This is a genomic window from Plebeiibacterium marinum, assembly GCF_026013615.1.
Lineage (GTDB): Bacteria > Bacteroidota > Bacteroidia > Bacteroidales > Marinilabiliaceae > Saccharicrinis > Saccharicrinis marinus_A.
In genome coordinates, this window is record NZ_JAPDPI010000002.1 from 179,737 (window position 1) to 201,917 (window position 22,181).

At 36.3% G+C, this 22,181-nt stretch carries 16 protein-coding genes; 7 read left to right on the plus strand and 9 right to left on the minus strand.

The annotated features are described in order from the left end of the window. The first annotated feature begins 37 nt into the window (after nucleotides 1-37). Nucleotides 38-3,013 carry a PEP/pyruvate-binding domain-containing protein gene (locus OM074_RS02070; protein ID WP_301197611.1) on the plus strand — a complete coding sequence of 992 codons (2,976 nt, stop codon included), beginning with the start codon at nucleotides 38-40 and terminating at the stop codon, nucleotides 3,011-3,013. 237 nt (nucleotides 3,014-3,250) lie between these two features. Here the strand turns inward: OM074_RS02070 and OM074_RS02075 are convergent, their stop codons facing one another. Next, a complete protein-coding gene (locus OM074_RS02075) occupies nucleotides 3,251-4,120 on the minus strand; it encodes a DMT family transporter (RefSeq protein ID WP_301197612.1) in 870 nt (289 codons plus the stop codon). A gap of 103 nt (nucleotides 4,121-4,223) precedes the next feature. On the opposite strand from OM074_RS02075, the gene OM074_RS02080 reads away from it, so the two are divergent. Continuing rightward, nucleotides 4,224-5,042, plus strand: a complete 819-nt coding sequence (locus tag OM074_RS02080) for a prohibitin family protein (RefSeq protein WP_301197613.1) — start codon at nucleotides 4,224-4,226, stop codon at nucleotides 5,040-5,042. Nucleotides 5,043-5,102: 60 nt separating this feature from the next. Here OM074_RS02080 and OM074_RS02085 read toward each other — a convergent pair whose 3' ends face one another. Beyond that, nucleotides 5,103-6,119, minus strand: a complete 1,017-nt coding sequence (locus OM074_RS02085) for a DUF4097 family beta strand repeat-containing protein (protein WP_301197614.1) — start codon at nucleotides 6,117-6,119, stop codon at nucleotides 5,103-5,105. Nucleotides 6,120-6,311: 192 nt separating this feature from the next. Here OM074_RS02085 and OM074_RS02090 point away from each other — a divergent pair, with 192 nt between their 5' ends. From OM074_RS02090 to OM074_RS02110, 5 genes are all read left to right on the plus strand, one after another. Then, on the plus strand, nucleotides 6,312-7,253 hold the full coding sequence (locus tag OM074_RS02090; RefSeq protein WP_301197615.1) for a glycosyltransferase family 4 protein: 942 nt from the start codon (nucleotides 6,312-6,314) through the stop codon (nucleotides 7,251-7,253). Nucleotides 7,254-7,413: 160 nt separating this feature from the next. Next, on the plus strand, nucleotides 7,414-8,703 hold the full coding sequence (locus tag OM074_RS02095; RefSeq protein WP_301197616.1) for a nucleotide sugar dehydrogenase: 1,290 nt from the start codon (nucleotides 7,414-7,416) through the stop codon (nucleotides 8,701-8,703). Between the two features lie 271 nt (nucleotides 8,704-8,974). Further along, nucleotides 8,975-10,147, plus strand: a complete 1,173-nt coding sequence (locus OM074_RS02100; RefSeq protein ID WP_301197617.1) for a hypothetical protein — start codon at nucleotides 8,975-8,977, stop codon at nucleotides 10,145-10,147. Between the two features lie 89 nt (nucleotides 10,148-10,236). Continuing rightward, on the plus strand, nucleotides 10,237-10,773 hold the full coding sequence (locus tag OM074_RS02105; RefSeq protein WP_301197618.1) for an FMN-binding protein: 537 nt from the start codon (nucleotides 10,237-10,239) through the stop codon (nucleotides 10,771-10,773). 177 nt (nucleotides 10,774-10,950) lie between these two features. After that, entirely contained in the window at nucleotides 10,951-11,148 is a 198-nt protein-coding gene (locus OM074_RS02110; protein ID WP_301197619.1) for a hypothetical protein, read from the plus strand. Between the two features lie 143 nt (nucleotides 11,149-11,291). Here OM074_RS02110 and OM074_RS02115 read toward each other — a convergent pair whose 3' ends face one another. From OM074_RS02115 to OM074_RS02145, 7 genes are all read right to left on the minus strand, one after another. Further along, nucleotides 11,292-11,987, minus strand: coding sequence for a zinc metallopeptidase (locus tag OM074_RS02115; protein ID WP_301197620.1), 696 nt, complete (start codon nucleotides 11,985-11,987; stop codon nucleotides 11,292-11,294). Nucleotides 11,988-12,129: 142 nt separating this feature from the next. Beyond that, a complete protein-coding gene (locus tag OM074_RS02120; protein WP_301197621.1) occupies nucleotides 12,130-15,912 on the minus strand; it encodes a sensor histidine kinase in 3,783 nt (1,260 codons plus the stop codon). Between the two features lie 37 nt (nucleotides 15,913-15,949). Beyond that, a complete protein-coding gene (locus OM074_RS02125; RefSeq protein ID WP_301197622.1) occupies nucleotides 15,950-17,458 on the minus strand; it encodes an MBOAT family O-acyltransferase in 1,509 nt (502 codons plus the stop codon). A 9-nt stretch (nucleotides 17,459-17,467) separates the two neighbouring features. Next, nucleotides 17,468-18,931, minus strand: a complete 1,464-nt coding sequence (locus tag OM074_RS02130) for an SGNH/GDSL hydrolase family protein (protein ID WP_301197623.1) — start codon at nucleotides 18,929-18,931, stop codon at nucleotides 17,468-17,470. A gap of 31 nt (nucleotides 18,932-18,962) precedes the next feature. Then, nucleotides 18,963-20,519 carry a lytic transglycosylase domain-containing protein gene (locus tag OM074_RS02135; RefSeq protein ID WP_301197624.1) on the minus strand — a complete coding sequence of 519 codons (1,557 nt, stop codon included), beginning with the start codon at nucleotides 20,517-20,519 and terminating at the stop codon, nucleotides 18,963-18,965. Between the two features lie 17 nt (nucleotides 20,520-20,536). Further along, nucleotides 20,537-21,199 (minus strand): DUF5683 domain-containing protein, encoded by a 663-nt coding sequence (locus OM074_RS02140; RefSeq protein WP_301197625.1) that lies wholly within the window; start codon nucleotides 21,197-21,199, stop codon nucleotides 20,537-20,539. A gap of 42 nt (nucleotides 21,200-21,241) precedes the next feature. Further along, entirely contained in the window at nucleotides 21,242-22,120 is an 879-nt protein-coding gene (locus OM074_RS02145; RefSeq protein WP_301197626.1) for a ParB/RepB/Spo0J family partition protein, read from the minus strand. Between the last annotated feature and the right edge of the window lie 61 nt (nucleotides 22,121-22,181).

Below are 22,181 nucleotides of genomic sequence, written 5' to 3' on the forward strand. Positions count from 1 at the left end.
TCTATTTAGTACCTTAGTTTTCCGAAAACAATACGCCATGACAGAGAATAACCATTTTGAATTAAGCCAGATATATAAACGCAAAAAGAGCGACCAGGATATTTTTACCGAACTAATGGAGTTTAAAGTAAAAGAAGTACTCCTGATTGCAAACTACTACGATGCCTATTCCATTGTGAGGGAGGGAAGATTTTTTGACAGGATTTATGGCGAATTTTTACAGTTAAACCTGTTTACTGCCCCACGCATTACTTCTGCATCCAACATTGACGAAGCCATGGATCTTATGGGCAAAAGGCATTTTGACATGGTTATTCTAATGGCAGGATTGGACAAAAAAACACCCATAAAATACAGCAAAATCATTAAGGAGCACGCCCCAAACATGCCATTACTTGTAATGGTTAACAACAATAGCGACCTAAAATTCTTTGACGAATCCGGTCCCAATGTCGAATATATTGACAGGGTTTTTGTTTGGAATGGAGATTCAAAGGTGTTTTTGGCCATGATTAAGCATGTAGAAGACAGCCAAAATGCGGCTAACGACACTAAGATTGGAGAAGTTAGAGTGATACTGTTGGTTGAAGATTCCCAAAAATATTACACCCGATACCTACCGATGCTTTATTCTATTATTATGAAGCAAACGCAGAACATTTTGGCCGAGGAAGGTCACGACCAGCTTCATAAAATCCTGAAGATGCGTGCCCGTCCAAAAATTCTACTGGCAAGCAATTATGAAGATGCCGTTAAAATAATTGAGCAATTCAAAGATTATCTTATTTGCGTTATCTCTGACATGAAATACATGCGAAACGGCATTACGGATGAAAATGCAGGGGTTGAACTGATTAAGTATGTGCAATCCAATTTAAACATCCCCACCTTAATCCAGTCATCCGATGCCGGCAATGCATTTAAAGCAAAACAGGCAGGTGCTGATTTTATTGATAAAAATTCAGAGACTCTGTCACAAGACATTTCTGATTTTATTCATCAGAAGCTGGGGTTTGGAGATTTTATTTTTAAAAATTCAAGAGGCAGAAAAGTCGCAACCGCCAGAAACCTGCGAGAGTTTAACAAGTGTATAAAAGACATTGAGGCAGAATCCCTTTTGTACCATGCCCGCAGAAATGGCATCAGCACGTGGCTTATGGCCCGTGGCGAAATTAATATGGCAAAAAAATTACGCCCTTATAGCATTGAAGATTTTGAAAGCTCCAATATGCTCCGCAAAGTTATTTTGGATGTATTTGAAGATGTAAAGATTGAGCGGATAAAAGGTAAAGTTGTCAGGTTCGATTCTTCATTGATTGATTGCAACAAATATATTACACGCATTGGCGAAGGCAGCTTTGGCGGAAAAGGAAGGGGAATGGCTTTTTTAAGTCATTTTGTTGAAAATGTGGATTTCGAAAAAATTCTTCCCAAAATAAACATCGAAATACCTACAACCGCTATTATAGGAGCAGATGAATTTTCTGATTTTATCCAGCGGAACGATTTATACAATAAGATCTATGAGCAAAAACAGTTTGAAAAGGCAAAGGATTTGTTTTTGAAAGCTTCATTTTCTGAAAAACTAAAGAATAAACTACGAAAATACGTTGAAATCATCACAGAACCATTGGCAGTAAGGTCTTCTGGACTTTTTGAAGATTCCTTGCTACAACCTTTTGCCGGGGTATACGGTACTTTTATGCTCCCAAACAACCATCCTGATATTGAAGTCAGGTACCAACAGCTAATTATGGCTGTAAAAATGGTGTATGCCTCCATATATTCTTCGTCGGCAAGGGCATATTTTGATGCTGTAAACTACAAAGTTGAAGAGGAAAAAATGGCGGTAATCATTCAAAAAATGATAGGCGACAAGGCACACAACCGTTTCTATCCTCATATCAGCGGCATTGCGCAAAGCTACAATTACTATCCATTTTCATATATGAAACCGGAAGATGGCTTTGCGGTTATTGGGGTTGGATTAGGAAAATATGTTGTTGGAGGAGAAAAGGCCTGGCGTTTTTGTCCTAAATACCCTAATCTGGAACTCAATTCAATCCAGGATCAGATAAAGGATTCCCAAACCCACTTTTATGCCATCGACCTGAAGAAGAGCAACTGCGACATTTCAAATGCTGAGGAAGACACTTTTATTCAAAAACTGTTAATAAGGGAAGCTGAAGAAGATGGAAACCTTCGCTTGTGTGCTTCGGTTTACGATTATAATTACGACCGTATAGTAAATAACCTAAACAAAAGAGGCCCCCGAATTTTAAACTTTGCAAACATCTTAAAATATGAATATACCCCCCTGGCAAAAAGTCTGGAATTACTTCTCAAATATTTTAAACAAGCCATGGGTGCGCCGGTTGAGATTGAGTTTGCAGTAGACCTTAATCCCGGAAAAAACGATTTACCCACTTTATACTTATTGCAGATTAAACCACTAATACGGATTGAAAACCATGTTAAAATAAATTTTGACGAAGTAAATGAAGAACGCATTGTATTAACTTCGGACAAAGGTATGGGGAATGGTAAAATTGAATATATCAAAGATGTTATCTTCATGAATTCAGAGCGGTTTAAACGAACTGAGACCGATGCCATGGCTCAGGAAATGGCTGACCTGAATAAAAAAATGGAAGCGAGCGATAAGGAATACCTTTTAATTGGCCCGGGACGTTGGGGAACTCGCGACAAATTTACCGGAATACCTGTTTTATGGTCGCAGATATCCTATGCCAAAGTAATTGTAGAGATGGGACTGGCTGACTTCCCTTTAGATGCCTCATTGGGATCACATTTCTTCCACAATGTTACCTCTATGAATGTAGGATATTTTTCGGTGCACCATAACAAAACAAATGAATACGTAAACTACGAAATTCTTAAAAAACAAAAGATAGTAAACAAATCACATTACTTTACACATGTTGAATTCAACAACCCGCTTAAAATATTAATGGATGGCAAACACCAAAAGGCTGTTGTGGAATGGCAGTAAAACAGGTAACAACAAATAACTGAGCTATTAAAACTTATAGAAAAGAAACATTGGTAATTATAAGTTACAGAAAGTCTGAAATAAAAAAAGGGTTCTCACCATAATGACCTGTTATCCTTCCAGTGGGATAACCTACGAATCATTGGGTAAAAACCTCTTGCCTTACACATGTAAAAGTATAGCTATCATATTAACTTAAAATAATCTAAATGTTAACAAACAGTTATTTGTCATTTTTTATCGCGGACCAAAAAACTTAAATCTTAATCCTTTGGTCCCAATAACCCCAACACACCCTGCAATTACCATAATAGCACCAATCCATTCCTTTAGGGTAAGCACTTCGTTAAAAACATAATATCCAAGAACGATATTAAATACAGGAACCATCATCTGCATAGTTGAGCCACGCGACACCTCAACATACTTATAACCCTCTGTCATAATAAGCTGCCCAATGGCTGAGATAATTCCAATTGAAACCAATATGAGTGTTGTGTGAAGGTTTCCGTTCGCAGAAGCCATGTTTGATGGAAGTAAAAACAGCCAAAATCCTATCAGACTTTGAGAAAAGAATATGGATGTGGACGAATCGGTACTATGCAATTTCTTTACAAGCATAACAGAAATGGCCGACAAAAGAGACCCGGCTATAGCTAACAACTCATAGATAGAGATTTGATTCACACTAAAACCATTTTTGACAGAAAGCAGCACAATACCTCCAAAAGCCATAATAACAAATAGCCATTGAATCACTTTTACTTTTTCCTTATAAAATACAACACTGAAAAGCGTGGCAAATATTGGATAGGAGTATACAAAAACGGTTGCCTTGCCAACCCCTATCTTTACAATAGAAAAGTAAAGTAAAAACACTGCAAGTCCACCAGTAAATCCCCTAAGCACAAGAAGTGGGCTGCGATAAAAGTCAAGTTGGATTTTTTTTGTTATAGCCAACAATCCAAGTATCCCAACACCAACTGCAAAACGAACAAATGTGGTTATTGTGGAGTTAATTTGTGGTATTGACTTAACTAATGCCGACATAATAGCAAAGGAAACAACAGACCCTGCCATTAATAAATATCCTTTAGTTGACCTCATTGCGTTTTTGTTTAGGACACAAAGATATTAATGATTTAAAGTTTTATTTAGTAGATTTAAGTTCTCGTTCAGAAAATATTTAAAAACAGATAATTTTATAGTTATGAAAAACAAAGTATCACCTATTATTTTAAGTGTTTTATTACTTGGTGTTGTAATGCTTTTTGTATTTAGCAGCAGGGTATTTCACATCATTCAGCCAGGAGAAAGGGCTGTAGTTTTTAAACCTTACACAATTGGCTTAGACGTGGACAATATCAAATCAGAAGGTCTGGCCATCATTGCTCCCTGGAACCAATTGATTACATATGGAGTAAAAGAACAAACTCAGGAAGAAACAATGGATGTACTTGACAAGAACAGTATGTCAATTAACATGGATATTACCGTACGATTTAATCCCGTTTACGATAAAGTAGGTCAGATCCACCAACGATTTGGCAAAAACTATGTTCATGTATTAGTTATCCCTGAAGTGCGTTCAGTAGTGAGGAGCATTACAGGCAGATACACCGCAGAAGAATTGTTCTCAACCAAAAGAACCGAAGTAGAAACCTTAATTGAGGAGGAAACTTCAGAAGTACTAAAAGCCAACTACATAGAATGCAAAGCTTTATTGATTCGTTCAATTAAACTACCCGAACAAATTAAGATGGCTATTGAAAACAAGCTAAAACAAGAGCAGGAAGCATTGGCCTATCAGTTTAAGCTGGATAAAGAACGAAGCGAAGCGGAGCGTAAAAAGATTGAAGCGGAAGGTATAGCAAACTACAACAAGATTATCAATGCCAGTTTAACACCAAATATCATTAAACAAAAAGGAATTGATGCCACTTTAGAATTGGCTCAATCACAAAATTCCAAAGTGGTTGTTGTTGGCTCGGGCAAAGATGGTTTACCCCTGATTTTAGGAGGAAACTAAACAACAAAATATTTTTGAGGTGAGTATCATGCGCTCACCTCAAAATTCCTTTTTCACCTGCTAATAATAAGCCTGACTACCGGTAGTACTTGTTCCTGTTATCACAATACTGCCTTTCCCTACTTTAAGCGATTTCTTTTTTGATTTGCCCATAGCCCGCAAAAATGAGTTATCTGACTTCAGTACAAAAGCAAGGTCTGATTTCGTGTTCATCTGCACTTTTATATTCCCTTCTGAAGTAGTGAATGTGGATGATCCTGTAAATTTAATTCTTGTACCGGTGATAGAACCGCTTGAGGCATGCAGATTATATACTGCTTCGGACTGAAATACCTTTTGGTTTCCTTCAAATGTGCGGGTTTCAATATTTCCTTTTACCAACGATATTTTAATGTCGCCATTGGTTGTTTTAGCAGATATATTGCCTTCTACATTCTCAATCTCCTGAAATCCGGAACCTCCATCTGTTTTTAAATTTCCTTTGAGCTGAGAAATAGAAAAATCACCTTTGTTTGAACTCACGCAAAAATCACCTTTTACATTGCGTAAAATTACTTTCCCGGATTTTGATTTTGATCTCAAATCGCCTTCATAGTTATCCACTACAATATCGCCTGCAGGCGAACTGCTTTGAACATTTCCTTTAACACCTGTCATATTAACATGTCCTGATTTAGAGTCGATATTAATATTTTGTACAGAAAGTGACTCCACTTCCACCTTTCCTGATTTTGAAACCACCACAACATTGAGTCCCTCCGGGAGTTTAACCACAATCTCTCCCCAATGCGATTTCCAGCTAGCTGGTTTAACAACAGACACACTCAACTTACTTTGAGCCACTTCTGTGTCTATTTTGTATTGATCCTGGTTTTCATCTGTTTTAATAACAGCACTGAGTTTTATATCATTGCCTTCATGTCCCGATATTTTTACTGCACAAAAATCAGCATCAATCATAATAGTATCAACACGAGCAAAAGTATCTTGTTTCTGAATAGCCACATTTTGTGCAACAATAGTAAATGCAGCACTAAATATTAAAAAAGAGGTAATAAAACGTAAACGAAAGTTCATATTCAATAATAATTTCAGATTAATAAACTAAAAAGTAATGTTCATCAAGTTTATTACGTCATGTATTTTTTTTGGTTTCAACATTTAGTTTATTTGTAATTGTAAGTCAAAAGTGATTGTAGTTATCTGCATTTTATATAAAGACTACAATTAAAATGCTTACTTTTACGACACATCAAATTTTTACGCATAGTGAATAAGAGCAAACTCAAAGTTTTATTTGTTTACAGTAGTCATAATATTTTTGCACGTAAGCACTTAGTTACTACACAGGGCGCATCTCTCCAAAAAAGAGGCGTAAGCGTTGAATATTATGATATTTCAGGAAATAAATGGTACACTTATCTTAAACACATAAAGTCTCTTCGGCATTTTATTAAGGAGCATGATTTTGATTTGGTCCATGCTCAGTTTGGGTATTCCGGATTTACCTGTGCCTTTGCTCACTTCAGGCCTTTAATTGTTTCCCTGATGGGAACTGACTTCAGGTTAGAGGTTGCCAGTTCTTTATTAACACGATTATTTGCAAAACTTTTTTGGGATTATACCATAGTAAAATCTCCAAAGATGTTCAATAGCCTAAAAATCAAAAAATCAGAAGTAATTCCTAATGGGATAGATTTTGCAAGATTTAATCCCATTGACAGAGAAATTGCCCGAAGGCAGGTTGGTTTTAGTTCATCTGCTCATGTGCTTTGGGTTTCTGACCCGGAGCGTAAAGAAAAAAACTTTGATTTGGCCAGGGAGGCGTTAGGACATCTGGATACTGATGATGTAGAGTTAACCGTTGTTAATAATGTAGAACTTGACCAGGTTCCATTTTATTATTATGCTGCAGATGTATTGTTGGTAACTTCAAAGTGGGAAGGATCGCCCAATGTTGTTAAAGAGGCCATGGCATGTTCGCTGCCTATTGTATCAACCGATGTTGGAGATGTAATTGACATTACAAAAAACACTAACGGATGTTATATAACCAGTGCAGATCCGGAATCGGTGGCCAAAGCACTCGAATTAGCCTTGTCCTTTGGAAAAAGAACAAACGGTCGTGAAAAAGTTAAGTATCTTGATGTTGATTACATCTCTGAGAGATTGCTAAACACTTACCAAAAAGTACTTTCAGGAAAAAAATAACTATCAATACCACCTTTTTACATGCACTGTTTTTCGATTCATAGGTTATTGGATCCTATTTATCAATACACTAACTATGCTTGTCAAAAAAAAATATTTTAGTAGAATAAATTGATAGCTTTATATTTAATTTTCTAGAAATCTGATAAATTAAATATTGATGTTACAAGCACTTTTAGCCAAAGAAACAAAACTTTCTGTAATAGGTTTAGGATATGTAGGACTTCCAATTGCACTGGAATTTGCCCGCAAAATGAAGGTTGTTGGATTTGACATTAAACCTGAACGAGTAGAATTAATGAAAAAGAGTATTGATCCGAGTAATGAACTTGAATCAAAAGATTTTGAAGGGTGCGATATAGAGTTTACTTATAATATAGATGATTTAAAAGATGCCACTTTTCATGTGGTCGCTGTTCCAACCCCAATTAACGAACATAACTTACCCGATTTAAAACCTCTTTTGGGAGCAACCCAAACAGTTGGAAAAGTACTGAAAAAAGGTGACGTCGTTGTATTCGAATCAACTGTATACCCTGGCTGTACAGAAGATGACTGTGTCCCAATCCTCGAAAAAGAATCGGGACTAAAGTTTGGAGAAGATTTTAAGGTTGGGTATTCCCCTGAGCGCATTAACCCAGGCGACAAGGAACATACTTTAACTAAGATTTTGAAAATAGTATCAGGCAACGACCAGGAGGCGTTGGATTTGGTAGCCAATGTTTATGAATCAATCATTAAAGCAGGAATTCATAAAGCCAGCTCCATTAAAGTGGCTGAAGCGGCCAAAATTATTGAAAACACGCAACGCGATGTAAATATTGCATTAATGAACGAGCTGTCACTAATTTTCGACAGACTGGACATCAACACCTTTGAGGTATTGGAAGCAGCAGGCACCAAATGGAATTTCCTAAAATTTTTCCCTGGATTGGTGGGTGGTCATTGTATTGGTGTGGATCCATATTACCTTACATACAAAGCAAATGCACTTGGCTATCACACAAAAATTATTGATGGCGGAAGGGTGATCAACGACTCCATGGGCGCATATGTGGCCCAAACCACCATTAAAAAACTGATAAAAGCAGGATATAAAGTTAATGGCGCAAAGATACTTATCATGGGCACAACCTTCAAAGAAAATGTGAGTGATATCAGAAACTCCAAGGTTGCAGATGTGTACAACGAGTTAGTTTCTTTTAGTGCAGATGTTGATGTAATGGATCCGTATGCCAGTTCTGAAGAGTTAAAAGAGGAATACGGTTATGGACTGATAACTGAGATAACTAAACAATATGAAGCTGTTATATTAGCGGTTAACCATAAAGAATACCTTAGTCTGGATGAAAGTTATTTTAAGAGCATAACAAATGGGAATGCCATTTTTATTGATATAAAAGGGATCTTTAGAGGCAAAATAAAGGATCTTAATTATTGGAGTTTGTAAGTATATTTTACAGGCTAAAGAAAGTCCTTCCAATGGTTGGGCTTTTTTTTATTGCAATACCTAAATATTGGGATAACCAATGCCAGCCCCATATACACCTGTATATCTTCCACTTAACACATTTAAAACCATAAAACCCAACAACATTTCTGAAGTTTTCTCCTACTACAACCGCATTGAGGTATACTTTTACCTAATTGTAGGCATTTCAAAAATTATGGCAGGAGAATATTTTTGTATCAGAAATAGAAAAGGAAAAAACAGGTTAAAAATGAAAAGAACATTATTATTTTTATCGTTATGTGCCATATATTCTTTGAGCTTTGCTCAACCAGCAGGCACAAACAATCAATATGACAATTCCGCACAAAGGTTATTGAACAATAACGAAAAGCTTTCCATTGGAGGATATGCCGAGGTTCATTATAATCAACCCATAGGTAATAGCACAAAGAAAAATGCTACGCTAGATGTGCACAGGGTAGTTATGCTTTTTGGATATCAGTTTAACGAGCGCACAAAATTTGTATCTGAAATAGAGTACGAACATGTGAGTGAAGTATACATAGAACAAGCCTTTCTGCAGTATAAGTTAAATAACTCCATTAATCTTAGAGCAGGATTACTTTTGGCTCCCATGGGAATCATCAACGAATACCACGAACCAAATACATTTAATGGAGTAGAACGACCATTAATAGATAAATACATCGCTCCTACAACATGGCGAGAAATCGGAATTGGTTTTTCCGGCACCTATCTGCCTGCCAAAATGAGATATCAAGCCTATTTAATGAACGGTTTCAATGGTTATGATGGCACAGGAAATTTTAGCGGAAAAAATGGTTTGCGCAAAGGTCGACAAAAGGGAGCAGAATCATACATGAGCAGTCCAAACCTTGCCATTAAAGTAGAGTACTTTGGTATTAAAAACCTGAATGTAGGCTTGTCGGGCTACTTTGGAAAATCACAAAGCACATTGTACGATGCAGGAATTGAAGATGCAATAGCCGATTCTTCTGTAGTTAACATAGCCATGGTAGGTGCTGACTTCAGATATTCAAATAAGGGATTCATGGCAAAAGGTCAGTTTTATTATAACAGCTTAAGCAATACCGACGAATATAACACCTACGCTTCTTCAGACTTGGGTAAATCAATGCTGGGATACTATGCAGAAATAGGGTACAATATTTTTAATTTATGTAGCAATACAAAATCAGAACTTATCCCATTTGTCCGCTATGAAAAATACGACACACAAAACACAATGGCAAAGGGCTTTTCAAGAAACGGATCGAATGCAGCGACTGTAGTAACATCTGGCTTAACCTGGAAAATTACGCCCAAAGTAGCTTTTAAAACAGATGTTCAGTTTATTACAAAAGATTCTGACAGCAGGGCACACGCTACATTTAATGGCGGATTTGGACTGATGTTTTAAACCTTTAGCACAAAGCATTATTAGTATTACAAAATACCTTTTATCCGACTGTAGATTCAGTTGGGTAAAAGGATTTAATATTTTAAGCAATGAAATATTTTTTAACCATAGTGATTTTTGGAATAAACCTATCAGCCAGCATGGCCCAAAACATCAATTATGAGCATAAGAGCATAAAAAAAGAACTAACTAAAACCTGGGGAATACCGGAAAATAATATTGAGTTGAAAGAGTTAAAAGGAATAAAAAATATCCTGGGAAAATTTTTCATCCTTCCGGAGGCCAAATTTATTTACGTTGGAAGAGTAAATAGCTGCAGGGCTGGCGGGTGTTCTACAGAACGTAGTAATAATGGAGAAAGTGAATTTTTTGATTATTTCATTCTATTTGATAAAAACGCAAACGTAAAAGCAGTAAAAGTTTTTAACTACGCAGCTACACATGGTTACGAGGTTAGTTCAAAAGGTTGGTTGAAACAATTTGTTGGATATACAACAGGACAAAATCTGGATGTGGGAAAAGATGTTGATACCATATCCGGAGCTACAATCTCGGTATATGCAATAACTCATGATATAAAAGAAAAAACAAACTTGCTTTATGAGTACCTGAAAGTGCAAAACTAAGCCAAACGAGCATAATAAAATAAGTTCATAAAATAATACTTCTTCTTTATCAAAGATTTTCATTTATTCCTCAATCCGTTTCGGATTTATGAAACAAATCATTGCTGATTGCTGTTAATTAATATAAATTCAATAAAGATTTTTAAGTTTATTATTAACATCTAAAAGCAATTCAAAATGACAGAAAAAAAAGACAAAGCAAAAGGCGGAATTGAAGAGAAAATCATTTCTTTCGTAAACGACCACCAACCAGTGCACATTGGAGAAATCTTCAAGGATCTAAAAATCTCACAAACCAAAGGAATGAATTACGTGATATCGTTGATTAACCAAGGTAAATTAAGTTATGCATCCCACAACCAGGTTCATTTGTAGAAAAAAGAGATTTCAGGAGAGGAGAATATTTCTTTTTATTAGCAACTAGCTTCCCAATTAAGATAATCACTTATGGGAAGCTTTTTTTGTATAAAAAACCCCTTTCCAAATTTTGAAAAGAGGTTCGTACATTATTGCATCTTCTAATCTCGCGAACCAAGATACATCATAATATAATACACCAGGGTAACCAAAGAGGATAGTGCTGCCACCACATAAGTATATGCAGCCCAACGCAAGGCGTCATTTGCCTTATCATGAATAACCCCTGTAGCAACCCCACTATTATTCAACCATGACAACGCCCTGTTTGTTGCATTTAACTCAACCGGCAAAGTAATAAAAGCAAATAGTGTAAAAATGGCATAACAGGCTATTACAATCTGCAATCCAAGAGTATAGGGCAATATATTAGGAAGAAGAAAACCTCCAAAAATCATTATTGTAAAAATAATATTAAGAACTCTTGAACTTACATTTTGTATAGGCACTAAAGCAGAACGCATTTCCAAAGGGGCATATCCAACTGCGTGTTGCACTGCATGACCGCATTCATGAGCCGCAACCGCTGCGGATGCAACACTCTGTCCACTATAAACTTCCGGACTCAGATTCACCGTCCTGTTCGATGGGTTGTAATGATCCGAAAGCTGTCCGGGCACCGATACCACCCTCACATCATGAATTCCATGATCTCGCAACATTCTTTCCGCCACTTCTCGCCCAGTCATCCCATAATTCAGAGGAATTTTAGAATATTCCCTGAATTTAGATTTTAACCTTGAACTAACACTCCAGCTTAAAATCATGAATCCTATAAAAATCACAAGTAATGTCATCTCCTTTTTATTTATTGATTATTTATTGCTGTGGCAGTCAAAAACTTTGCCATTTACTATTTATGTTCATTTCATTTGCACCAGTACATATTTACAAAGTGCAACATTGCCATGATATACATTTTTTCAATTCGAAGATTGTTTACTTCAAGGGAAATTCCAAGACAAATGAAGCACCAAAACCTGCAATACTCTCACATTTAATTGTACCATTCATCTTATCAACATATTTTTTAACAATATATAAGCCCAAGCCAGAGGACGCCAATTCTTGTTCTCCGGATTTATTAAGCTTACTGTATTTTTTAAACACCTTACTTTGTTCTTCGTTTGTTAATCCAGGACCCTGATCATGCACTTCAATATGTACCATACCATTGAGTTCTGACAATATTACCCTAACCTGCTTATTTTTAGGAGAAAATTTTATGGCGTTTGAAATCAGGTTATCCATAATCTTAACAAAAAGAACCTTATCCAAGGTGGTTTCTAACGCCTTACCACTCGTAACAATCTCTATATTTTTTTCATTGGCATTATTAGCTAACTTCTCCACAACTCCATTTATAACATGTTTTAGCTCAAATTTAAGTGGCGTAAATTCATATCTGCCACTTTCAATATGGTGAACTTCAAGAACCTTGTTTACAATATCATTCTGTTGCTGCAAAGATTGAAGTAAATTATTTAGGAATACTTGCTGCTCAGTGGAGCAATTTTTAGAGGCACTTAAAAAACCCTCCAGCTCACAAATAGAATTACTTAGCGGTTCCTGCACTCCGTTAGCAAATAAATTAAGTAACTGCATCTTTTCATAATTTGCATCTTCTAACAGTTGTTTCTCTGTAGTCAGGAGGTTCTTTTCTCCCAAAACACTTTCGTGCTCATTTTTAAGTAATTTCTGCTGATCAACAAGCTTTTGAAACTTTAACGCATTCCCTATAGCTACAGAAGCATAGTTGGCAATATTTTGCATAAAGTTTAGATGATAGGGTGTGTAGGCATTTTTTTTAAGACTTTGAACTGAAATTACCCCTATATTTTTTTTAGCTGTCCTAAGCGGAACATATATAACAGATTCAGTTTCTGCACCGGATGGAACAGGCCTAATCTCTGACAAGTATTTTTTATAATCATCAGAAAAATTATTTAAGAAAACCTCCTTATTATGAATGAAACTATAAACAGCAAGTCTCTCTTTATCATCAACCTGATAACGGATAAATGGCTGTTGTTCTCCATGCATTGAGGAATATACAAAATCAATAGATTTGAGCTCCTCGTTGTAGATACCTACGGTATAAACATCACAACTCATAACTTTTGACACTGACTGATATACCAATTGGGCAATTTTACTCACTGTCAAGTTGGCAGTAATTAATTGACCTATTTCAGTTAATCGCTCAAGGTTATTATTAGAAGCCTGAAGGGATGCTGCCTGAAGCTGAAGCTGGCTTTTCTGTTCTTTTAATTCTTTATTCCTTTTTTCAATTTCTGATTGCTGTTTCCTTATTTCAACCTTTTTAATTGCAATACGAGCTTCTAGTTCTTGTTTAATAGCCTTTTCCTTTATGATTCTTTGCCTCACAATTATTACAACCAGGCAAAGCAACATTAAAATTCCTGCCAGCTTAACAATATTATACTGATACCACGCAGGAATTATCTCAAAAGAAAATGTGGCTCCCTCATTATTCCATACATCATTGTTATTGCAGGCAATTACCCTAAAAGTATATTTACCTGGAGACAATGATGGATAGAAGGCTCGGTTTACAGAGTTTTGGGGAGACCATTCCTCTTCAATTGGATCTAACTTCCATTTATATCTGGTTTTTTCAGAGGCTGTGTAGCATAATGCATCAAAAACAAAACCTACATGATTATTAGTATGCCTAAGCTGCAATCCTTCCGGCATAGAAAACCAAGGACTTAATGAGTCTATTTTGTATTCATTTGATTTCTGATGCCACTCTTGATTCTTAAAGTTGAGCAAAACCTTTTGAATATATACCGGAGGTTCCAGATAATTCACCTTTTCTTCTTCAGGGTTATATCGCATGGCTCCTCTAATTGTACCAAACCAAATATGTCCTTTACTATCTAAAAGATTACAACCTCCATTATTTTCAATACCAATAAAACCATCATTTTTGTCGAAGTTTTGTATAGTAGGGATATTGCCATCTGCTGTAATAGTAATTTTATCAACACCATTTTGCGTACCTGCCCATATATTGCCTTCCTCGTCTGCAATTACTGAATATATATTATCAGAAGTAATGCCGTTTGAAGTATCAAATACTGAAAAACCCTCGCCGTCATACCTATTTAATCCACCTGTAAATGTCGCAAACCAAATATTTCCTATTTTATCTTCAGCAGATTGCAATACCCATGAAGCATTGAGTTCATCTTTATCTGAATAATGTTGAAAAGCATTATCCTGGAACAAAAAAACTCCTTTTGTAGTGCTAATCCACATCCTGTCTTTGGAGTCGATCAAAATATGGTTAATATAACCAGATTTCAGATCAGAATTCTTCGGAGTATACCATTTCTTTTGACCATTGGAAACTTTTAAAAGCCCGGTACCATATACACCAAACCACAATTCGTTCTTGTGTTGAACTATATCTATAACAGGGGCCTGGCATGTAATACCATATTTATTAGCTGCTTCTGAAATAATATTCCCATCATATTGAAATAATCCCCCGGTAGTGGCAATCAACATATTTCCATCCTGCAATTCTACCATTCGCCTGGCCTGACCCATCTGGCATTTAGCAGAAACTTTCAACTGCATTATTTTTTTTCCATCATATTTTGAAATAGTGTTATTGTCATCACCAAAGTATACATTCCCCTGACTATCTTCAAAAAGCATCCTGATTATATCCCCACTTAAACCGCTCTCCTTATTAAAAGCCACAAACTTATCCCCACCATACTTTAATAAGCCTGAACCACTGGTACCAAACCATAAATTACCTTCCCTGTCTTCACAAAAACTGGTAATAAGTGTGGCCTTTAGTCCGTTTTGCTTGTTAAATACCTTAATATCTCCACCTTTAATTCGAACAACCCCACTGGAAGCAATAGAAATCCAAACATTGCCCTGACGATCTTCAAAAGCTCTGAATATTTTCTGTAACGGAATGGTCTTTGGCCAGTTAATAATTTCAACATCCCCATTAAACTTGATCTTCTTAAGGAGCATGTTTTCATTCTTGTCAAAACCAAGTGCCCAAACATTTCTATACTTATCCTGGAGAACAGGAATAAGGGTTTCTTTTTGCGTGTTAACACTTCCTATTTTTTCAACCTTATTAATACCTTCAGCGTTTATTGAAAAAAGACCATTCCTTGTTGAAACAAATAAGGAATGTGGATCACCTTTGCATAGAAAAAATATCTTGTTATTTGAAAAGTAGTCGGGATATTCCAAATGAAAATCCTCAATCGTATTATCCTTGAATCTTAAAATTTTCCTTAAACCTGAAACTTCCCTTACCAAAGCCCATACAGACCCATCTATTGTTTCAAGAAATTCAACCCTATCCTGAAAAAGAGCCGTATCTGATTTAATAACATATTCAAAAGTTTTTCCATTGTATTTTGTAATCCCCTTTTGACTGGCAATCCAAAGGTTAAAGTTGTTATCACTATGAAGTCCCATAATAAGATCTTCAACAAGTCCGTTTTTTTTAGTCAGCACCTCAAAATCAGAACCATTGAATCTACACAAACCGCCTCCATTAGTACCAAGCCAAAGATATCCATATTCATCTTCAGCAATATCATTAACTTCAGATTGGGGCAACCCTTCTTCGAGAGAGTATTGTTTAAAAAAATGATGTTGAGCTACAGCAGATGTAGTTACAAACAACAACAATATGTAGTAAAAAACCTTTTGCATAATTAATATTCAAATCAACACAATGTACAAAATACATTTAAAACCTAAAATAAATGAACGGTTTAGCATCAAACAAGCTAAACTGGTATATTATGATACAAAAGGTTATTAGTATTAACAATTTAATCAACAAATGTGTTTTAATCAAGTATATTTTTATCATTCTTCTAAGTTCTACAGGTATCCAGTGCAAAGTATACCCAATAGCCAGAACAATAAGTATATTAAAGTAGGATTTTATTAATTGTACGGGATCGTAAATAAAAAATCCGGTTCTTATCCGCATTAAAAAAAGATTGAAAGTATCTAAATCAGGTGAACGAAAGATAATCCATGAAAATACCACTAAATGAAAGGTGAGAAGAAACCCAAGGAACTTAGGAATTTTGAGGTTATATCTTTTCAATACGTCCACAATCGTTTTCTCAACAAGCAATGCCACTCCATGCAAACCTCCCCATATAACAAACAACCACCCTGCTCCATGCCACAATCCTCCCAGCAGCATGGTTATAATAAGGTTTATTTTTTGTCTGGTTCGGCCTCTTCTGTTTCCTCCCAACGGGATATACAAGTAATCCCTAAGCCAGGATGAAAGTGAAATATGCCACCTCCTCCAAAACGAAGTGATAGAAGTGGCCAAATACGGGCGGTTAAAATTTTCAGGTAACCTAAACCCAAGTATTAAAGCTATACCGATAGCTATATCAGTATAGCCTGAAAAATCACAATATATTTGAAGGGCATAGGCATAAGCGCCAAATAAAAGTTCAACCCCACTATACATCATCGGTGCATCAAATACCCGATCCACAAAGTTTACCGACAGATAATCAGAAATAACAATCTTTTTAAATAAGCCCCCCACAACAAGCCAGGTTGCAGTCCAAAACCATTTTTCTGAAAGACAATACTTTTTATGTAACTGAGGAATAAATTCCCAGGCCCTGACGATGGGGCCGGCAACCAACTGCGGGAAGAAGGATACATAGAAGCCAAAGTCTATAATATTTTTTACAGGTTGAATCCGGCCTCTATAAACATCTATGGAATAGGAAATGGTTTGAAATGTAAAGAATGAAATACCAACAGGTAAGATAATTTTCCCAATATCAAAACCGGAATTGAATACGGTGTTGGTTATAACTGAAAAGTAATTTGTAACAGCAAAATTTTCTCCGGTAATTTGACTTATGGCATCTGCAAAAAAGTAACTGTATTTAAAATAGGAAAGCAAACCTAAGTTCACCATAAGGCTGGTTACAAGAAGCATCCTTTTTATATATCGCGATTTAGCTATACCAATTCCAAGACCAATTGAATAATCAACAATAGTCGAAAAAACAAGTAAAGTAAAATAATAGCCTCCTGATTTATAATAAAAGAACAAACTGGCAATAAACAAGAAACAGTTTCTTAGAATACTCTTTTGATATAGAATGGCATTGCCCAGCAATACTATTCCAAAGAAAACCCAAAACAGGAAATGAGTAAAAACAAAATCAGTATTGGGATTATACTTTATTAAATCAATTAAATGTTCCAAGGCCAACTATTAATTCTTTTGCTGGATAAAAGTAGTGCTTTTCTTCCATTTATTATAGTCGTGCAAAATGGCATTGTATAACCAATCGGCAACTTTTTTTCCACCAACCTTATTAAAATGGGTATAATCAGACATGGCCATTCTAGGATCTCTATCAACCCATTGAAGCATAGAGCCTTTACCTCCCATTGCTTTATATAGATCAAAGAACGCAAATCCGGCTTTAAATGCCGCTTCTTTTTGGGCTTCCTTTATCTTTTCCACATGACTATACGATTCTGCCTTACCATCCTTTTGCGTAGCCACATCACCAACTCCCACTATTAAAACTGGAACATTTGGCATTGTCTTCTTTAAAATTTTTAGTTGCCTATAAAAAGAATGGGTATAAAAAGCATAATTATCAGAAATAGTTGGAACCATATTGGTTCCATATTGCAATATCACCATACCAATATTCATATAATTGGCCATGGAGGCAAACAATTCCTGATTGGTTTTATCAAGCCGGGGAGTGGATTGTCCTCTCATTGAAATATTATCGACAGAGATGCCAGAGACACTATCCAGACTAAGGCCTAAAAAAACCGGGCTCTCATCTGAGCTAAAATCAATTGAAAACTCTTTAGGACATTGTTCAAAAGTCCAGTTTATTTCAGTAATGCCAGATTCTTTCAACAAGGAATCCTTACTAATCAGATCTTTTTCCCAATAGGCTGCAACACTAAGAGGTGTGCTAATATTTTTCAGATACAGCCTGGCTTTGTAAAAATTACTTGCCTTAGGTTGCGCCAGACGCGATTTGGCTATTTTTAGAACAGAAGTCCCGGCTGAATCAATCTTTGCCACTTTACCAATAATACCATAGTCATTCCCTTCAATGGTTCTGGGAATTTGGTAGACTTTATGCTCGCTCCATTTACCTTTATTAGTGATCCAAACAGAAGGAAATTGTTTTTGTGGATCGTAAACAGGAATAAGGCCTGGCCCAGAGCCTTGAAACCTCTCCTGAAAAGATTCCCTTAGAAATTTAGTGATTCGATCCCCTTCAATCTGTGAATCGCCCATATGAAGGATTCGCACAATTTTTCCTGAATCAACAGCTGAGGATATATTACTATAAAATTGGTATAACAGGTTTCTAAACGATTCCGGATATTCAATATTTGGAATGGTATCTTTTGTTAATTCGGACAGCGAAACCAATGTATCTTCTTTTTCATACAGCTTTGTATGCATCGTATCTATCAACAAGGCATCCAAACTATCTGTGATGAAAATGCTATCTGCTGAAAGTTCAGCGACAGCAGGTACCTCTTGAGGCAACTGCAAAAAACGACTGAGGTCAATCCATTTTATAACATATGGAAAACCTTTAATCTTGATACCTTCCCGGGGAATAATAAAACCTAAGCCCACAAAAACACATGCTATTACAATGTAATACAAAAATATTTTTGGAGGCTTAATCATATTTCAATTATTGTGTATCAATAAGCAAAGCTTAACTCTTAGGCTTAATTTTTAATCTTTGCCCCGGATTGATCTTTGATGAACTGGTTAGTTTGTTTAGCTTCATAATATCAGAATTTGAAACTCCGGGATATTTTTTAGCAATAGACCATAGGTTATCTCCGCTCCTCACTGTATAATATACATAATCTGAAGATTCAGGCACAGATGTTGGTTGAGGTTTAGGAGAAGCAGCAACTGTCCTGCCATTCATAGCTTGCTTTTCAGCATAGCTCATTGAATTGATCCTTTTATAATGCTCAACTTTATTTTTTGGAACATAAATAACCAATTTTTGTCCTACCCTGATAATATTCCTGCGAATATTGTTCCAGTACCTTAAATCGGAAGTGTAAACATCATACCAATCTGCAATTAAGCCTACAGCATCGCCCGACTTTACAGTATAATATACCTTAGCTTTATTCTTGGGTACAGAGGGAGCATTATATGAGTCTGATGGATTAACTACTAACCTGTTCGATGCAAAATATTTATCTCTCTGATACGAAAAAATAGAATCTTCAAGTGTAATAAATGATTCCGTTACAGCTTGTGGAATAGTTAATGCATAGGCCTTTTTCCGGGCGGGAACAACATCCCTCCTGTACTGCGGATTCAACCTGCGGAGCTGCTCTAACGAAATACCGGTTACTTTTGAAACCTGATTAAAGTGTAATAGGTCAGATATCATAATAGTATCAGTAGCCATCGACAAATCAGACGGCTGTGGCGCCAAAAGATGCTCCTGATGATAAGTCATTGTATAAGCGGCAGCAATAAAAGCAGGCACATATCCCCTGGTTTCCCGGGGTAAGCGATAGTATATTTGCCAAAAATCCCTTTTCCCACCAGAGCGGTAAATCGCTTTATCGACATTGCCTGGACCACAATTATAGGCAGCTATCACGAGATACCAATCGTGGTATTTTGAATACAAATCTTTCAGAAAATTTACTGCAGCCTGTGTTGCTTTTACCGGATCCCTTCTTTCATCAACATAGGAATCAACCTTTAACCCGTACATTTTACCTGTACCATACATAAATTGCCAAAGCCCCGAAGCTCCTGCCCTTGAAAACGCCCTGGGGTTTAATGCAGATTCAATAATTGGAAGATATTTAAGCTCCAATGGAAGGTTTGCGGCATCCAGAGCTTGTTCAAACATAGGGAAATAATACTCAGATAGACCAAGCATTACCCTTACCTGGTCTCTTCTTTTTTGGGTATATAGTTCAATATACGCTTTTACCTTGCTGTTAAATGGAAATTCCAAAGGCGACTCTATACCTTGCAAGCGCTGGATATAAAGAGAATCTGTAACAATTTTAGGAAAGGATACTGTTTGGGCAACTACTGCACTATCTTGCGAAGTACTTTCTGATTTAACTGTATCTAAATTCTCCGTAAAAAAGCCTTGTTCTACTTTGTTATCAAGTTTTACGGAATCTGTTTCTACAATTGTTGTATCCGATTGTAGTTCGGTTTGACTGTATATATTAATAGCAGAGGCTACCAAAAAGCCGGCTAATAACTTAAACTTTAGCATTGTGTTAATTTTTTGTTTTAAAAAGTAAGTCTCAATTGTAAACCTACACTGTTACCCCCAATTCCTGGTTGCACAACCGGATCAATACGCATACTCAGATCATCACTAACATCGAAAGTTTTAAAATGGGCATCAACAGTGGCATCAACAATGTTAATTATATACACCAGGGCAAAACCAACATAACTAAGGTTGCGCCATCTTTCATAATAATCCTTCCCATTTTCTAATGTAGTCCTAACCCAATCAGAACGGCTTCCACCAGGTTCTATTTCTTCAATTGTTAATCGTTTGTTGTCAATTAGTTTTTGGAAAACCTTTACATAACTGGTGTTATTGGGATCCTGAAGCAAATAGTCTCTATACCCTCTTCTGTATTTGCTGTAATTTGACGAATTAAAATCTATAGCATAGATGATTCCGGCAAAACCTGCATAAAGAATTGGAATTTTCCAGTACTTTTTATTGTAGGCCTGCCCCAACCCCGGAAGGACAGCCGAGTAAAGACTTGCCTTATGCGGTGAGTGTGGTTTAATCACCACTGACTTATCTACATCCTTCTTTATAACAACAGTAGCCGAATCAACCTGCGCATTTATATAATGACTCGACACCATCAATAAAACGAACAAAATGATCAGGCTACGTAGTCCTTTTTTATTCTTTAATAGTAAGTTCAAAACAAAAATTTCTAAGTAATTACATCAAATACCTGAAGTACCTTACTTGTTGTTTACTTTATCAAGGATAGAAACAATACGTTCCAAATCCTCATCAGAGTTAAAAGGAATTACAATCTTTCCATTTCCTTTGTCGCCTCTGGTAAACTGCACCTTTGTATCAAAAACATTTGATATCTGGCTGCTTAACATTTGGTACTCCTCAGGCAAAGTGCTTTTCTTTTTAGCAGGTTGTTTTGTGGGTTTGTCACTGTTTAATTCACGAACTACTTCTTCAACTTTCCTTACTGAATAATCATATTCAACAATTTCTTCGTAAATATTTAGCTGTACTTGTTCATCTTCAATTCCAATGATTGCACGGGCATGCCCCATACCCAGCTTTTTATCACGTAAACCTAACTGGATTTCAGCAGGTAGTTTTAACAAACGAAGGTAGTTGGTAACTGTAGCTCTTTTTTTTCCAACTCTTTCCGACATGCTTTCCTGAGTCAGTTGGCATTCGTCCATTAAGCGTTGGTAACTAATTGCGATCTCAATAGGGTCCAGGTCTTCACGCTGAATATTTTCCACCAAAGCCATTTCAAGCATGGTTTCGTCGTCAGCAGTACGCACATAAGCTGGTACTTTTTCCAAACCAACTTTTTTAGAGGCCCTAAAACGGCGTTCTCCTGCAATAAGTTGATATTGGTTTCCGTTTTTGCGGACTGTAAGTGGCTGAATTACTCCAATTTCTTTAATTGAAGCTGCGAGTTCCTCTAGTTTCTCTTCATCAAAGCGGGTACGTGGCTGCCATGGATTGGCAACAATCTTACTAACTTCTATTTCGTCCATTCCCGATAGAGGTTTACTTCTGGTTACCTCATCGGCATTATCAATAAGAGCACCCAGCCCTCTCCCTAACGCATTCTTTTTTGCCATTCTTTATTCTGATTATCAGGGCCAATATATTTCGCCCTAATTTATTTGCTTATTATAATAA

Excerpts from the sequence above, each read along its gene's own strand:
- OM074_RS02120 (WP_301197621.1), bottom strand. The coding sequence starts at position 15,912 with ATGCAAAAGGTTTTTTACTACATATTGTTGTTGTTTGTAACTACATCT.
- OM074_RS02135 (WP_301197624.1), bottom strand. The coding sequence starts at position 20,519 with ATGCTAAAGTTTAAGTTATTAGCCGGCTTTTTGGTAGCCTCTGCTATT.
- OM074_RS02110 (WP_301197619.1), top strand. The coding sequence starts at position 10,951 with ATGACAGAAAAAAAAGACAAAGCAAAAGGCGGAATTGAAGAGAAAATC.
- OM074_RS02080 (WP_301197613.1), top strand. The coding sequence starts at position 4,224 with ATGAAAAACAAAGTATCACCTATTATTTTAAGTGTTTTATTACTTGGT.
- OM074_RS02115 (WP_301197620.1), bottom strand. The coding sequence starts at position 11,987 with ATGACATTACTTGTGATTTTTATAGGATTCATGATTTTAAGCTGGAGT.
- OM074_RS02070 (WP_301197611.1), top strand. The coding sequence starts at position 38 with ATGACAGAGAATAACCATTTTGAATTAAGCCAGATATATAAACGCAAA.
- OM074_RS02075 (WP_301197612.1), bottom strand. The coding sequence starts at position 4,120 with ATGAGGTCAACTAAAGGATATTTATTAATGGCAGGGTCTGTTGTTTCC.
- OM074_RS02145 (WP_301197626.1), bottom strand. The coding sequence starts at position 22,120 with ATGGCAAAAAAGAATGCGTTAGGGAGAGGGCTGGGTGCTCTTATTGAT.
- OM074_RS02130 (WP_301197623.1), bottom strand. The coding sequence starts at position 18,931 with ATGATTAAGCCTCCAAAAATATTTTTGTATTACATTGTAATAGCATGT.
- OM074_RS02105 (WP_301197618.1), top strand. The coding sequence starts at position 10,237 with ATGAAATATTTTTTAACCATAGTGATTTTTGGAATAAACCTATCAGCC.
- OM074_RS02095 (WP_301197616.1), top strand. The coding sequence starts at position 7,414 with ATGTTACAAGCACTTTTAGCCAAAGAAACAAAACTTTCTGTAATAGGT.
- OM074_RS02085 (WP_301197614.1), bottom strand. The coding sequence starts at position 6,119 with ATGAACTTTCGTTTACGTTTTATTACCTCTTTTTTAATATTTAGTGCT.
- OM074_RS02100 (WP_301197617.1), top strand. The coding sequence starts at position 8,975 with ATGAAAAGAACATTATTATTTTTATCGTTATGTGCCATATATTCTTTG.